Source organism: Enterobacter cloacae complex sp. P43RS, from assembly GCF_014930585.1.
GTDB lineage: Bacteria > Pseudomonadota > Gammaproteobacteria > Enterobacterales > Enterobacteriaceae > Enterobacter > Enterobacter bugandensis.
The window spans coordinates 25263-38101 of the sequence record NZ_JADBRJ010000006.1 but is presented as its reverse complement, the minus strand read 5'-3'; the positions used below and the strand labels follow the sequence as shown (position 1 = coordinate 38101).

Annotated in this window: 13 protein-coding genes and 4 tRNA genes; 16 read left to right on the top strand and 1 reads right to left on the bottom strand. The window is 53.9% G+C overall.

What is annotated here, in order from left to right; genetic code table 11:
* Positions 1–313 precede the first annotated feature (313 nt).
* The 5 genes from dppA to dppF all read left to right on the top strand — a co-directional run bounded on the left by dppA (position 314) and on the right by dppF (position 6034).
* On the top strand, positions 314–1921 hold the full coding sequence (dppA, locus tag IM294_RS13750) for a dipeptide ABC transporter periplasmic-binding protein DppA (RefSeq protein WP_028015091.1): 1608 nt from the start codon (positions 314–316) through the stop codon (positions 1919–1921).
* A 177-nt stretch (positions 1922–2098) separates the two neighbouring features.
* Entirely contained in the window at positions 2099–3118 is a 1020-nt protein-coding gene (gene dppB, locus IM294_RS13745; protein WP_028015092.1) for a dipeptide ABC transporter permease DppB, read from the top strand.
* Between the two features lie 9 nt (positions 3119–3127).
* Positions 3128–4030 carry a dipeptide ABC transporter permease DppC gene (dppC, locus tag IM294_RS13740; protein ID WP_028015093.1) on the top strand — a complete coding sequence of 301 codons (903 nt, stop codon included), beginning with the start codon at positions 3128–3130 and terminating at the stop codon, positions 4028–4030.
* Positions 4031–4040: 10 nt separating this feature from the next.
* The gene (gene dppD, locus IM294_RS13735) at positions 4041–5024 is read left to right on the top strand and encodes a dipeptide ABC transporter ATP-binding protein (RefSeq protein ID WP_041911597.1); all 984 of its coding nucleotides are present in this window, start codon (positions 4041–4043) and stop codon (positions 5022–5024) included.
* Positions 5021–6034: a dipeptide ABC transporter ATP-binding subunit DppF gene (gene dppF, locus IM294_RS13730; RefSeq protein ID WP_045260007.1), complete on the top strand. Its 1014-nt coding sequence runs from the start codon at positions 5021–5023 to the stop codon at positions 6032–6034. The genes dppD and dppF overlap by 4 nt, the downstream gene beginning before the upstream one ends.
* A 43-nt stretch (positions 6035–6077) precedes the next feature.
* Here the strand turns inward: dppF and coaA are convergent, their stop codons facing one another.
* Entirely contained in the window at positions 6078–7028 is a 951-nt protein-coding gene (gene coaA, locus IM294_RS13725; protein WP_032644951.1) for a type I pantothenate kinase, read from the bottom strand.
* 317 nt (positions 7029–7345) lie between these two features.
* On the opposite strand from coaA, the gene IM294_RS13720 reads away from it, so the two are divergent.
* The 11 genes from IM294_RS13720 (at position 7346) to rplL (ending at position 12761) form a co-directional block, all read left to right on the top strand.
* Positions 7346–7421 (top strand) — tRNA-Thr (locus IM294_RS13720).
* An 8-nt stretch (positions 7422–7429) separates the two neighbouring features.
* Positions 7430–7514 (top strand) — tRNA-Tyr (locus IM294_RS13715).
* A gap of 117 nt (positions 7515–7631) precedes the next feature.
* Positions 7632–7706: transfer RNA gene (locus IM294_RS13710), tRNA-Gly, on the top strand.
* A 6-nt stretch (positions 7707–7712) separates the two neighbouring features.
* Positions 7713–7788: transfer RNA gene (locus IM294_RS13705), tRNA-Thr, on the top strand.
* 118 nt (positions 7789–7906) lie between these two features.
* A complete protein-coding gene (gene tuf, locus IM294_RS13700) occupies positions 7907–9091 on the top strand; it encodes an elongation factor Tu (protein WP_023309456.1) in 1185 nt (394 codons plus the stop codon).
* Between the two features lie 227 nt (positions 9092–9318).
* Positions 9319–9702, top strand: coding sequence for a preprotein translocase subunit SecE (secE, locus tag IM294_RS13695; RefSeq protein WP_003862342.1), 384 nt, complete (start codon positions 9319–9321; stop codon positions 9700–9702).
* A gap of 1 nt (position 9703) precedes the next feature.
* Complete coding sequence (gene nusG, locus IM294_RS13690; protein ID WP_003862341.1) at positions 9704–10249, top strand: transcription termination/antitermination protein NusG; 546 nt, start codon at positions 9704–9706, stop codon at positions 10247–10249.
* Between the two features lie 156 nt (positions 10250–10405).
* On the top strand, positions 10406–10834 hold the full coding sequence (gene rplK, locus IM294_RS13685; RefSeq protein ID WP_008503452.1) for a 50S ribosomal protein L11: 429 nt from the start codon (positions 10406–10408) through the stop codon (positions 10832–10834).
* Positions 10835–10837: 3 nt separating this feature from the next.
* Positions 10838–11542 carry a 50S ribosomal protein L1 gene (rplA, locus tag IM294_RS13680; RefSeq protein WP_006810530.1) on the top strand — a complete coding sequence of 235 codons (705 nt, stop codon included), beginning with the start codon at positions 10838–10840 and terminating at the stop codon, positions 11540–11542.
* Between the two features lie 289 nt (positions 11543–11831).
* Positions 11832–12329, top strand: coding sequence for a 50S ribosomal protein L10 (gene rplJ, locus IM294_RS13675; RefSeq protein WP_003862338.1), 498 nt, complete (start codon positions 11832–11834; stop codon positions 12327–12329).
* Between the two features lie 66 nt (positions 12330–12395).
* Positions 12396–12761, top strand: coding sequence for a 50S ribosomal protein L7/L12 (gene rplL / locus IM294_RS13670; RefSeq protein ID WP_002445276.1), 366 nt, complete (start codon positions 12396–12398; stop codon positions 12759–12761).
* Positions 12762–12839: the final 78 nt, after the last annotated feature.

Genomic DNA, 12839 nt, shown 5'->3' with positions numbered 1-12839 from the left:
TGCTGCAAGTTGGCGAGTAGCATAAATTTCCCTGCTGAAAACTGGCGTTCAGGGTTTTTTTAATCTTTGTTTGCGGTTTCTCACACTCGGCGCAAATCCCCGTCACCTGTATTGACGTTTTCACATTCTGTTGACAGATTGTAGGGCATGAGGGGCATTTCAGGGACGATCTGCGCTGCAACTCAAACGCTCTTCTGAAAGGATTCTCCATCCCTTTAACGCCTTCGGGCACCTCCGACCAGACCGGGTAAAAAATAAATAAAGGTCTGGCGGCGTAACACAACAAAGCAAAACATCACATTGGAGCAGAATAATGAGTATTTCCTTGAAGAAGTCAGGGATGCTGAAGCTTGGTCTGAGCCTGGTGGCTATGACCGTGGCAGCAAGCGTACAGGCAAAAACCCTGGTTTACTGTTCTGAAGGCTCGCCGGAAGGCTTTAACCCACAGCTCTTTACCTCTGGTACGACTTACGACGCAAGCTCTGTACCGATCTATAACCGTCTGGTTGAATTCAAAACCGGCACCACGGAAGTGATTCCGGGTCTGGCCGAGAAGTGGGACATCAGCGAAGACGGCAAAACCTATACCTTCCACCTGCGCCAGGGCGTGAAGTGGCAGGACAGCAAAGAATTCAAACCAACGCGCGACTTTAACGCCGACGACGTTGTGTTCTCCTTCGACCGTCAGAAAAACGCCCAGAACCCGTACCACAAAGTGTCTGGCGGCAGCTACGAATACTTCGAAGGGATGGGGCTGCCGGACCTGATCGCCGAAGTGAAAAAAGTAGATGATAAAACCGTTCAGTTCGTGCTGACCCGTCCGGAAGCGCCATTCCTGGCTGACCTGGCCATGGACTTCGCCTCTATTCTCTCTAAAGAGTATGCGGACAACATGCTGAAAGCCGGCACGCCGGAAAAAGTGGACCTGAACCCAATCGGTACCGGCCCGTTCCAGCTGCTGCAGTACCAGAAAGACTCCCGTATTCTGTATAAAGCCTTCCCGGGCTACTGGGGCACCAAGCCGCAGATCGACCGTCTGGTCTTCTCCATCACGCCTGATGCATCCGTGCGTTACGCTAAACTGCAGAAAAATGAATGCCAGGTGATGCCGTACCCGAACCCGGCAGATATCGCGCGCATGAAGCAGGACAAAAACATCAACCTGATGGAGCAGGCGGGCCTGAACGTGGGCTATCTCTCCTTCAATACCGAGAAGAAACCGTTTGATGACGTGAAAGTACGTCAGGCGCTGACCTACGCGGTGAACAAAGAAGCGATCATCAAGGCCGTTTACCAGGGCGCGGGCGTTGCTGCCAAGAACCTGATCCCACCAACCATGTGGGGCTATAACGACGACGTTAAGGACTACAGTTACGATCCTGAGAAAGCGAAAGCGCTGCTGAAAGAAGCGGGCCAGGATAAAGGCTTTACCGTCGAGCTGTGGGCGATGCCGGTACAGCGTCCGTACAACCCGAACGCACGCCGTATGGCAGAAATGGTTCAGGCTGACTGGGCTAAGATTGGCGTTCAGGCCAAGATCGTGACCTACGAGTGGGGCGAATATCTGAAGCGCGCCAAAGCGGGTGAGCACCAGGCGGTAATGATGGGCTGGACCGGTGACAACGGGGATCCGGACAACTTCTTCGCCACCCTGTTCAGCTGTGCGGCAGCGAAAGACGGCTCTAACTACTCTCGCTGGTGCTACAAGCCGTTTGAAGACCTGATCCAGCCGGCGCGTGCGACCGACGATCACAACAAACGTATTGAACTCTACAAGCAGGCTCAGGTTGTTATGCACGATCAGGCTCCGGCGCTGATTGTTGCTCACTCCACCGTGTATGAGCCAGTGCGTAAAGAAGTGAAGGGCTACGTGGTTGATCCACTGGGCAAACACCACTTCGAAAACGTATCGGTTGAATAATTAAAAGCAACGCCAGGCGGCGCTGCGCTTGCACTGGCCTACGGTATGTAGGCCGGGTAAGCGTAGCGCCACCCGGCAGCAGTGCTTTATTGCCTCTCCGAAAGGGGAGGGAATAAGATTTGTGAGCAATACAGACGTCACGCCACTGGCCGTGCGTCATCAGAGAGAATCCGGGTTATGTTGCAGTTCATCCTCCGACGTCTGGGACTTGTTATCCCGACGTTTATCGGTATCACCCTTCTCACTTTTGCCTTCGTCCATATGATCCCCGGCGACCCGGTAATGATTATGGCGGGCGAGCGTGGTATCTCCCCTGAACGTCATGCGCAGCTGCTGGCTGAACTCGGCCTCGATAAGCCGATGTGGCAGCAGTACCTCCACTATATCTGGGGCGTGATGCACGGTGACTTAGGGATTTCGTTAAAAAGCCGTCTTCCGGTGTGGGACGAGTTCGTGCCGCGTTTTAAAGCGACGCTGGAGCTTGGCATCTGCGCCATGATTTTCGCCACTGCGGTGGGTATTCCTGTTGGGGTACTGGCTGCCGTTAAGCGTGGCTCTATTTTCGACCATACCGCCGTGGGTCTGGCGCTGACCGGTTACTCCATGCCTATCTTCTGGTGGGGCATGATGCTGATCATGCTGGTCTCGGTGCAATTGAACCTGACGCCGGTCTCCGGACGCGTCAGCGATATGGTCTTCCTTGATGATACCAATCCGTTAACCGGCTTTATGCTGATCGACACGGCCATCTGGGGCGAGGAGGGCAACTTCATTGATGCCGTTGCGCACATGATCCTGCCTGCCATGGTGCTGGGCACCATTCCTCTGGCGGTGATCGTGCGTATGACCCGTTCCTCCATGCTGGAAGTGCTGGGTGAAGATTACATCCGTACCGCGCGCGCCAAAGGTTTAACCCGCATGCGCGTCATCATCGTCCACGCGCTGCGTAACGCCATGCTGCCGGTGGTGACCGTTATCGGCCTCCAGGTGGGTACGCTGCTGGCGGGGGCGATCCTGACGGAAACCATCTTCTCCTGGCCGGGCCTCGGACGCTGGCTGATTGATGCGCTGCAACGCCGTGACTATCCGGTGGTGCAGGGTGGGGTGCTGCTGGTCGCGACGATGATTATCCTCGTCAACCTGCTGGTCGATTTGCTGTACGGCGTGGTGAACCCGCGTATTCGTCATAAGAAGTAAGGGGCCATCATGTCACAGGTTTCTGAAAACAAAGCTGTTGCTGCACCGGTTCCAATGACGCCGCTGCAGGAGTTCTGGCACTACTTCAAGCGCAATAAAGGCGCGGTAGTCGGGCTGGTGTATGTCGCTATCATGATCCTGATTGCGGTGTTTGCGAACTTTCTGGCGCCATATAACCCGGCGGATCAGTTCCGCGATGCGCTGCTGGCACCTCCTGCCTGGCAGGACGGCGGTAGTCTGGCGCACCTGCTGGGTACCGATGATGTGGGCCGCGATGTGCTGTCGCGTCTGATGTACGGCGCGCGTTTGTCGCTGCTGGTTGGCTGTCTGGTGGTGGTGCTCTCCCTGATTATGGGGATCATCCTCGGCCTGGTTGCCGGTTACTTCGGCGGCATCGTTGATAACATCATTATGCGTATCGTCGACATCATGCTGGCACTGCCAAGCCTGCTGCTGGCTCTGGTGCTGGTGGCGATCTTCGGCCCGTCGATCGGTAACGCCGCCCTGGCGCTGACCTTCGTGGCGCTTCCTCACTACGTGCGATTAACACGCGCGGCGGTGCTGGTGGAAGTGAACCGCGACTACGTCACCGCCTCTCGCGTGGCGGGTGCCGGTGCGATGCGCCAGATGTTCGTTAATATCTTCCCTAACTGCCTTGCGCCGCTGATCGTTCAGGCGTCGCTCGGTTTCTCTAACGCCATTCTTGATATGGCCGCTCTTGGCTTCCTGGGCATGGGTGCGCAGCCGCCAACACCGGAGTGGGGCACCATGCTCTCCGACGTGTTGCAGTTCGCACAAAGCGCCTGGTGGGTTGTCACCTTCCCGGGTCTGGCAATCCTGCTGACGGTGCTGGCATTTAACCTGATGGGTGATGGCCTGCGTGATGCGCTTGATCCCAAACTGAAGCAGTAAGAGGCACGAGATGGCGTTATTAAATGTAGATAAATTATCGGTGCACTTCGGCGACGAAGGCACCCCGTTTCGCGCCGTGGACCGCATCAGCTACAGCGTCAATCAGGGCGAAGTGGTTGGTATCGTCGGGGAGTCCGGTTCCGGTAAGTCGGTGAGTTCACTGGCAATCATGGGGCTGATTGATTACCCGGGCCGCGTAATGGCGGAAAACCTGCAGTTCAACGGTCAGGACCTGAAGCGCATTTCTGAGAAACAGCGCCGCCAGCTGGTGGGCGCCGAAGTGGCGATGATCTTCCAGGACCCGATGACCAGCCTGAACCCGTGCTACACGGTCGGCTTCCAGATTATGGAAGCGATTAAGGTGCACCAGGGTGGTAACAAGAAAACCCGTCGCCAGCGCGCGATCGACCTGCTGAACCAGGTGGGTATTCCTGACCCGGCATCGCGGCTGGACGTATACCCGCACCAGCTTTCCGGTGGGATGAGCCAGCGCGTGATGATCGCCATGGCGATTGCCTGTCGACCAAAGCTGCTGATTGCGGATGAACCGACAACGGCGCTGGATGTGACCATCCAGGCGCAAATCATCGAGCTGCTGCTGGAGTTGCAGCAGAAAGAGAACATGGCGCTGGTGCTGATTACGCACGATCTGGCGCTGGTGGCCGAAGCGGCACACAAGATCATCGTGATGTACGCGGGCCAGGTGGTCGAGACCGGGAATTCGCACGATATCTTCCGCGCGCCGCGTCATCCGTATACGCAGGCACTGCTGCGCGCGCTGCCGGAGTTTGCTCAGGACAAAGCGCGTCTGGCGTCGCTGCCGGGCGTGGTTCCGGGCAAATACGACCGTCCGCAGGGCTGTCTGCTTAATCCGCGCTGCCCGTATGCGACGGACAAATGCCGCGTTGAGGAGCCAGAGCTGAATCTGCTGGCCGACGGTCGACAGTCAAAATGCCACTACCCACTCGATGATGCCGGGAGGCCAACACTATGAGTACGCAACAGGCCACCACGCAACAACCGCTGTTGCAGGCCATCGACCTGAAAAAACACTACCCGGTGAAAAAGGGGATTTTTGCCCCTGAGCGCCTGGTGAAAGCGCTGGACGGCGTCTCCTTTAACCTCGAACGCGGTAAAACGCTGGCGGTGGTGGGGGAGTCAGGCTGCGGGAAATCGACGCTGGGCCGTCTGCTGACGATGATTGAAGTCCCGACCGGCGGTGAGCTTTATTATCAGGGCCAGGATCTGCTCAAGCATGACCCGCAGGCGCAGAAGCTGCGCCGCCAGAAAATCCAGATTGTGTTCCAGAACCCGTACGGTTCTTTGAACCCGCGTAAAAAAGTGGGACAGATCCTGGAAGAGCCCCTGCTGATTAACAGTAATCTGAGCAAAGAGCAGCGCCGTGAAAAAGCGCTGGCGATGATGGCGAAGGTCGGCCTCAAAACCGAGCATTACGACCGCTACCCGCATATGTTCTCCGGCGGCCAGCGTCAGCGTATCGCCATCGCCCGCGGGCTGATGCTCGATCCGGATGTGGTGATTGCCGATGAGCCGGTGTCGGCGCTCGACGTGTCCGTGCGCGCGCAGGTGCTGAACCTGATGATGGATCTCCAGCAGGATCTGGGGCTGTCTTATGTGTTCATCTCTCACGACCTGTCGGTGGTGGAGCATATTGCCGATGAAGTGATGGTGATGTATCTGGGGCGCTGCGTGGAGAAGGGGACCAAAGAGCAGATCTTTAGTAATCCTCGTCATCCGTACACCCAGGCGCTGCTGTCTGCGACGCCGCGTCTGAACCCGGACGATCGTCGCGAGCGCATTAAGCTGACGGGTGAACTGCCAAGTCCGCTGAATCCGCCGCCGGGGTGTGCCTTCAACGCGCGCTGCAGCCGCCGCTTTGGCCCGTGCACCCAGCTTCAGCCGCAGCTGAAGGATTATGGCGGTCAGCTGGTCGCCTGCTTTGCGGTCGATCAGGATGAAAATGGCGAGAAGCCGCACGCATAACGAAAAAAACCGGCGCTAAGCCGGTTTTTTTATGTCTGCCTGACTATTTTCGCAGGCGAATCTGGTCGACGGCGTGCTTCTCGCTCTTGGTGAGGATCAGGCTCGCACGCTCGCGCGTCGGGAGGATGTTCTCTTTGAGGTTCACGTAGTTGATCTCATTCCACAGCCCCCTGGCCACATTAATGGCCTCTTCTTCAGAAAGCTGGGCGTAGTGGTGGAAATAGGAGTCCGGGTCGGTGAATGCCCCTTCGCGGAACTTCAGGAAGCGGTTGATATACCAGTTCTGCAGCAGATCTTCCGGCGCATCAACATAAATAGAGAAATCGACGAAATCCGAAACGAACACATGATGCGGGTCATGAGGATAGTCCATGCCGCTTTGCAGCACGTTCAAACCTTCAAGGATCAGGATATCCGGCTGGACTACCGTTTTATCCCCATCCGGGATGCGGTCGTAAATCAGGTGTGAATAGACCGGCGCCGTGACGTGCGGCACGCCAGATTTCAGGTCAGAGACAAATTTTACCAGACGGTGCATATCATAAGAGAGCGGGAAGCCCTTCTTCTTCATCAACCCGCGTTCTTTTAATACTTCATTTGGATGCAGGAAGCCGTCGGTGGTGATCAACTCAACGCTGCGGTGTTCCGGCCAGCGGCTCAGCAGCGCCTGCAGCACGCGTGCGGTAGTGCTTTTACCCACGGCCACGCTGCCCGCAATACTAATGATATAAGGAATGCGCTGACCATTGGTTCCGAGGAACTGCTCCAGCACCGCCTGACGGCGCAGGTTGGAGCTGATATAGAAGTTAAGCAAGCGAGAGAGGGGGAGATAAATTTCTGCCACCTCTTCCAGGGACAGATCTTCGTTTATCCCTTTTAACCGTGCGATTTCACCTTCCGTCAGCGTCATAGGGACGGAATCACGCAGGGCAGCCCACTGGCTGCGGTTAAAGTGAAGATAAGGCGTCATTAACGTTTGCTCTTTTTTGCTCATAAGCATGCTTCAGTGAGCCAGCGCTATGCTGCCGGGACGTGGCTCATCACACAGTTAATTTTGGACAATGGGCAGGAGGTTAACACCAGATGGCGGGAATAATAAGAAAAAAGATGGAAAGCGCTGCGTTACGCGGAAGCCGTCACGCTACGGTGTATGCGATGTAAATCATGCCTGTATGTTGATTATTTGACCCGGAATGGCTACTTTTACATCGCTTAGCGCTGCGTTCGCATAAAATGTGAGCGAAAGAACGTTTTATGCAAATTTTTAGTTGCATGACCGCGCAGGTATCCATAGAATGCGCGCTACTTGATGCCGACTTAGCTCAGTAGGTAGAGCAACTGACTTGTAATCAGTAGGTCACCAGTTCGATTCCGGTAGTCGGCACCATCAAGTCCGGTGGGGTTCCCGAGCGGCCAAAGGGAGCAGACTGTAAATCTGCCGTCACAGACTTCGAAGGTTCGAATCCTTCCCCCACCACCACTTTCTGGCAGCGTAAATGCCGCCGGAGCTGGTTGGAAAAATTAGCCAGCTCAAACTGAAAAAGAGAGAAATCTCTTTTTTTGTTACAGAAAGAACTGGGTAGCCGAGTTTCAGGATGCGGGCATCGTATAATGGCTATTACCTCAGCCTTCCAAGCTGATGATGCGGGTTCGATTCCCGCTGCCCGCTCCAATACGTGCTGATATGGCTCAGTTGGTAGAGCGCACCCTTGGTAAGGGTGAGGTCCCCAGTTCGACTCTGGGTATCAGCACCACTTCACTTCTCCTTCCCGTTTCTCTCTGTTTCAATTTTACTGTATTCAACAATTCAGGCATTTCGCCTGGTTGATGTGGTGATATCACCGATTTATCCGTGTCTTAGAGGGACAATCGATGTCTAAAGAAAAGTTTGAACGTACAAAACCGCACGTTAACGTCGGTACTATCGGCCACGTTGACCATGGTAAAACAACGCTGACCGCTGCAATCACTACCGTTCTGGCTAAAACCTACGGTGGTTCTGCTCGTGCATTCGACCAGATCGATAACGCACCAGAAGAAAAAGCTCGTGGTATCACCATCAACACCTCTCACGTTGAGTACGACACCCCGACTCGCCACTACGCACACGTAGACTGCCCAGGCCACGCCGACTATGTTAAAAACATGATCACCGGTGCTGCGCAGATGGACGGCGCGATCCTGGTTGTTGCTGCGACTGACGGCCCAATGCCTCAGACTCGTGAGCACATCCTGCTGGGTCGTCAGGTAGGCGTTCCTTTCATCATCGTGTTCCTGAACAAATGCGACATGGTTGATGACGAAGAGCTGCTGGAACTGGTAGAGATGGAAGTTCGTGAACTGCTGTCTCAGTACGATTTCCCGGGCGACGACACTCCAATCGTTCGTGGTTCCGCGCTGAAAGCGCTGGAAGGCGACGCTGAGTGGGAAGCGAAAATCATCGAACTGGCTGGCTTCCTGGATTCTTACATCCCAGAACCAGAGCGTGCGATTGACAAGCCATTCCTGCTGCCAATTGAAGACGTATTCTCCATCTCCGGTCGTGGTACCGTTGTTACCGGTCGTGTAGAGCGCGGTATCATCAAAGTTGGTGAAGAAGTTGAAATCGTTGGTATCAAAGAGACTGCGAAGTCTACCTGTACTGGCGTTGAAATGTTCCGCAAACTGCTGGACGAAGGCCGTGCTGGTGAGAACGTTGGTGTTCTGCTGCGTGGTATCAAACGTGAAGAAATCGAACGTGGTCAGGTTCTGGCGAAGCCAGGCTCAATCAAGCCACACACCAAGTTCGAATCTGAAGTGTACATCCTGTCCAAAGACGAAGGCGGCCGTCATACTCCGTTCTTCAAAGGCTACCGTCCACAGTTCTACTTCCGTACAACTGACGTGACCGGTACCATCGAACTGCCAGAAGGCGTAGAGATGGTAATGCCAGGCGACAACATCAAGATGGTTGTGACTCTGATCCACCCAATCGCGATGGACGACGGTCTGCGTTTCGCAATCCGTGAAGGCGGCCGTACCGTTGGCGCGGGCGTTGTTGCTAAAGTTCTCGGCTAATCGCTGATAACATTTGACGCAATGCGCAATAAAAGGGCATCATTTGATGCCCTTTTTGCACGCTTTCACATCAGAACCTGGCTCATCAGTGATTAATTTTGTCATAATCATTGCTGAGACAGGCTCTGCGGAGAGCGTATAATACGAAAAGCGAATAGCATTTCGATTGGTTTGCCTCGCACTCGCGGGGTGAAAATGTTTGTAGAATACTTCTGACAGGTTGGTTTATGAGTGCGAATACCGAAGCTCAAGGGAGCGGGCGCGGCCTGGAAGCGATGAAATGGGTAGTTGTAGCCGTGCTGCTGATTGTGGCGATTGTCGGCAACTATCTTTATCGTGACATGATGCTGCCGCTACGCGCGCTTGCAGTGGTAATTCTGATTGCTGCGGCGGGTGGTGTCGCGCTGTTGACGACAAAAGGCAAAGCGACCGTTGCGTTTGCCCGCGAAGCGCGTACCGAAGTCCGCAAGGTCATTTGGCCGACTCGCCAGGAAACATTGCACACCACGCTGATCGTAGCGGCGGTAACCGCTGTAATGTCACTGATCCTGTGGGGACTGGATGGTATTCTGGTTCGCCTGGTATCCTTTATCACTGGCCTGAGGTTCTGAGATGTCTGAAGCCCCTAAAAAGCGCTGGTACGTCGTTCAGGCGTTTTCCGGTTTTGAAGGCCGCGTAGCAACGTCGCTGCGTGAGCATATCAAATTACACAACATGGAAGAGTTGTTTGGCGAAGTTATGGTTCCGACCGAAGAAGTGGTTGAGATCCGTGGCGGCCAGCGTCGCAAAAGCGAGCGCAAATTCTTCCCGGGTTACGTGCTAGTTCAGATGGTTATGAACGACGCGAGCTGGCACCTGGTGCGCAGCGTGCCGCGTGTGATGGGCTTTATCGGCGGCACGTCTGACCGTCCGGCGCCAATCAGCGACAAAGAAGTTGATGCGATTATGAACCGCCTGCAGCAGGTGGGTGATAAGCCGCGTCCGAAAACGCTGTTTGAACCGGGTGAAATGGTTCGTGTTAATGACGGTCCGTTTGCTGACTTTAATGGCGTGGTTGAAGAAGTGGACTATGAGAAGTCCCGCCTGAAAGTTTCTGTTTCTATCTTCGGTCGTGCGACCCCGGTAGAGCTGGACTTTGCCCAGGTAGAAAAAGCCTAAGCAGCGATCAAAAAAGCGACGATTTAATCGTTGCACAAGGCGCGGGATTGGAATACAATTTCGCGCCTTTTGTTTTTATGGGTCCCGGCCCGTAAAACGAATTTTATTCACGGGGAGCCTCCCTGAGGCGCTATTACCCAATCAGAGGATTTTAGAATGGCTAAGAAAGTACAAGCCTACGTCAAGCTGCAGGTTGCAGCTGGTATGGCGAACCCAAGTCCACCAGTTGGTCCAGCTCTGGGTCAGCAGGGTGTGAACATCATGGAATTCTGTAAAGCGTTCAACGCAAAAACTGAATCCCTGGAAAAAGGTCTGCCAATCCCAGTCGTAATCACTGTTTACGCTGACCGTTCTTTCACTTTCGTTACCAAAACCCCTCCAGCAGCAGTTCTGCTGAAGAAAGCGGCTGGTATCAAGTCTGGTTCCGGTAAACCGAACAAAGACAAAGTGGGTAAAATTTCCCGCGCTCAGCTGCAGGAAATCGCGCAGACCAAAGCTGCCGACATGACTGGTGCCGACATTGAAGCGATGACTCGCTCCATCGAAGGTACTGCACGTTCCATGGGCCTGGTAGTGGAGGACTAAGAAATGGCTAAACTGACCAAGCGCATGTCCGTGATCCGTGACAAAGTTGATGCGACCAAACAGTACGACATCAACGAAGCTATTGCTCTGCTGAAAGAACTGGCGACTGCTAAGTTCGTTGAAAGCGTTGACGTTGCCGTTAACCTGGGCATCGATGCTCGTAAATCCGATCAGAACGTTCGTGGCGCAACTGTACTGCCACACGGTACTGGCCGTTCCGTTCGCGTAGCTGTATTTGCTCAGGGTGCAAACGCTGAAGCTGCTAAAGCTGCCGGCGCTGAACTGGTAGGTATGGAAGATCTGGCTGATCAGATCAAGAAAGGCGAAATGAACTTTGACGTTGTTATTGCTTCTCCAGATGCAATGCGCGTTGTTGGCCAGCTGGGCCAGGTTCTGGGTCCACGCGGCCTGATGCCAAACCCGAAAGTGGGTACTGTAACCCCTAACGTTGCTGAAGCGGTTAAGAACGCTAAAGCAGGTCAGGTTCGTTACCGTAACGACAAAAACGGCATCATCCACACCACCATCGGTAAAGTGGACTTTGACGCTGACAAACTGAAAGAAAACCTGGAAGCTCTGCTGGTTGCGCTGAAAAAAGCTAAACCAACTCAGGCGAAAGGCGTGTACATCAAGAAAGTTAGCATCTCCACCACCATGGGTGCAGGTGTTGCAGTTGACCAGGCTGGCCTGAGCGCTGCTGCAAACTAATGCCTTTACGTGGGCGGTGATTTTGTCTACAATCTTACCCCCACGTTTGCTAACGAAAGTTAGCGGCTAAAAGATTTGTTCGTTGGAGCCTGGCCTATCCAGGCCTCCGTCGAAGACCGCAGGTGTTTCGCAAGAAACTTAATCCCCTGCGTAGACGGTGACAGAACGCTAAGATTATTTTTAATACTCTGGCTTGTTTCTGCTCACCGTATTAAGACGCTCTTCCCGTTGGGTTGAGTGAAGTGAGTTCCGGAACATGAGTTCCGGCAAACATCCAGGAGCAAAGCTAATGGCTTTAAATCTTCAAGACAAACAAGCGATTGTTGCTGAAGTCAGCGAAGTAGCCAAAGGCGCGCTGTCTGCAGTAGTTGCGGATTCCCGTGGCGTTACTGTAGACAAAATGACTGAACTGCGTAAAGCAGGTCGTGAAGCTGGCGTATACATGCGTGTTGTTCGTAACACCCTGCTGCGTCGCGTAGTTGAAGGTACTCAGTTCGAGTGCCTGAAAGACACGTTTGTTGGTCCGACCCTGATTGCATACTCTATGGAACACCCGGGCGCTGCTGCTCGTCTGTTCAAAGAGTTCGCGAAAGCGAATGCAAAATTTGAGGTCAAAGCTGCAGCCTTTGAAGGTGAGTTGATCCCGGCATCGCAAATCGATCGCCTGGCAACCCTGCCGACCTACGAAGAAGCAATTGCACGCCTGATGGCAACCATGAAAGAAGCTGCGGCTGGCAAACTGGTTCGCACTCTGGCTGCTGTACGCGATGCGAAAGAAGCTGCTTAATCGCAGTTATCTTTATAAAGCATTTGCTTACGTATAAACTTATTCTGATTTTCAGGAACAATTTAAATGTCTATCACTAAAGATCAAATCATTGAAGCAGTTGCAGCTATGTCCGTAATGGACGTTGTAGAGCTGGTATCTGCAATGGAAGAAAAATTCGGTGTTTCTGCTGCTGCTGCTGTAGCTGTAGCTGCTGGCCCGGCTGAAGCTGCTGAAGAAAAAACTGAATTCGACGTAATTCTGAAAGCTGCTGGCGCGAACAAAGTTGCTGTTATCAAAGCAGTACGTGGCGCAACTGGCCTGGGTCTGAAAGAAGCTAAAGACCTGGTAGAATCTGCTCCAGCTGCGCTGAAAGAAGGCGTGAGCAAAGACGACGCAGAAGCACTGAAAAAATCTCTGGAAGAAGCTGGCGCTGAAGTTGAAGTTAAATAAGCCAACTTTTCTGGTTGCAGCCTAAGCAATTAGGCTGATGGCTGGTGACTTTTTAGTCACCAGCCTTTTTGCGCTGTA

Coding starts and splice junctions, on each gene's coding strand:
- dppB (WP_028015092.1), top strand. CDS start 2,099: ATGTTGCAGTTCATCCTCCGACGTCTGGGACTTGTTATCCCGACGTTT.
- rplL (WP_002445276.1), top strand. CDS start 12,396: ATGTCTATCACTAAAGATCAAATCATTGAAGCAGTTGCAGCTATGTCC.
- coaA (WP_032644951.1), bottom strand. CDS start 7,028: ATGAGCAAAAAAGAGCAAACGTTAATGACGCCTTATCTTCACTTTAAC.
- dppC (WP_028015093.1), top strand. CDS start 3,128: ATGTCACAGGTTTCTGAAAACAAAGCTGTTGCTGCACCGGTTCCAATG.
- dppD (WP_041911597.1), top strand. CDS start 4,041: ATGGCGTTATTAAATGTAGATAAATTATCGGTGCACTTCGGCGACGAA.
- secE (WP_003862342.1), top strand. CDS start 9,319: ATGAGTGCGAATACCGAAGCTCAAGGGAGCGGGCGCGGCCTGGAAGCG.
- rplK (WP_008503452.1), top strand. CDS start 10,406: ATGGCTAAGAAAGTACAAGCCTACGTCAAGCTGCAGGTTGCAGCTGGT.
- rplJ (WP_003862338.1), top strand. CDS start 11,832: ATGGCTTTAAATCTTCAAGACAAACAAGCGATTGTTGCTGAAGTCAGC.
- rplA (WP_006810530.1), top strand. CDS start 10,838: ATGGCTAAACTGACCAAGCGCATGTCCGTGATCCGTGACAAAGTTGAT.
- dppF (WP_045260007.1), top strand. CDS start 5,021: ATGAGTACGCAACAGGCCACCACGCAACAACCGCTGTTGCAGGCCATC.
- nusG (WP_003862341.1), top strand. CDS start 9,704: ATGTCTGAAGCCCCTAAAAAGCGCTGGTACGTCGTTCAGGCGTTTTCC.
- dppA (WP_028015091.1), top strand. CDS start 314: ATGAGTATTTCCTTGAAGAAGTCAGGGATGCTGAAGCTTGGTCTGAGC.
- tuf (WP_023309456.1), top strand. CDS start 7,907: ATGTCTAAAGAAAAGTTTGAACGTACAAAACCGCACGTTAACGTCGGT.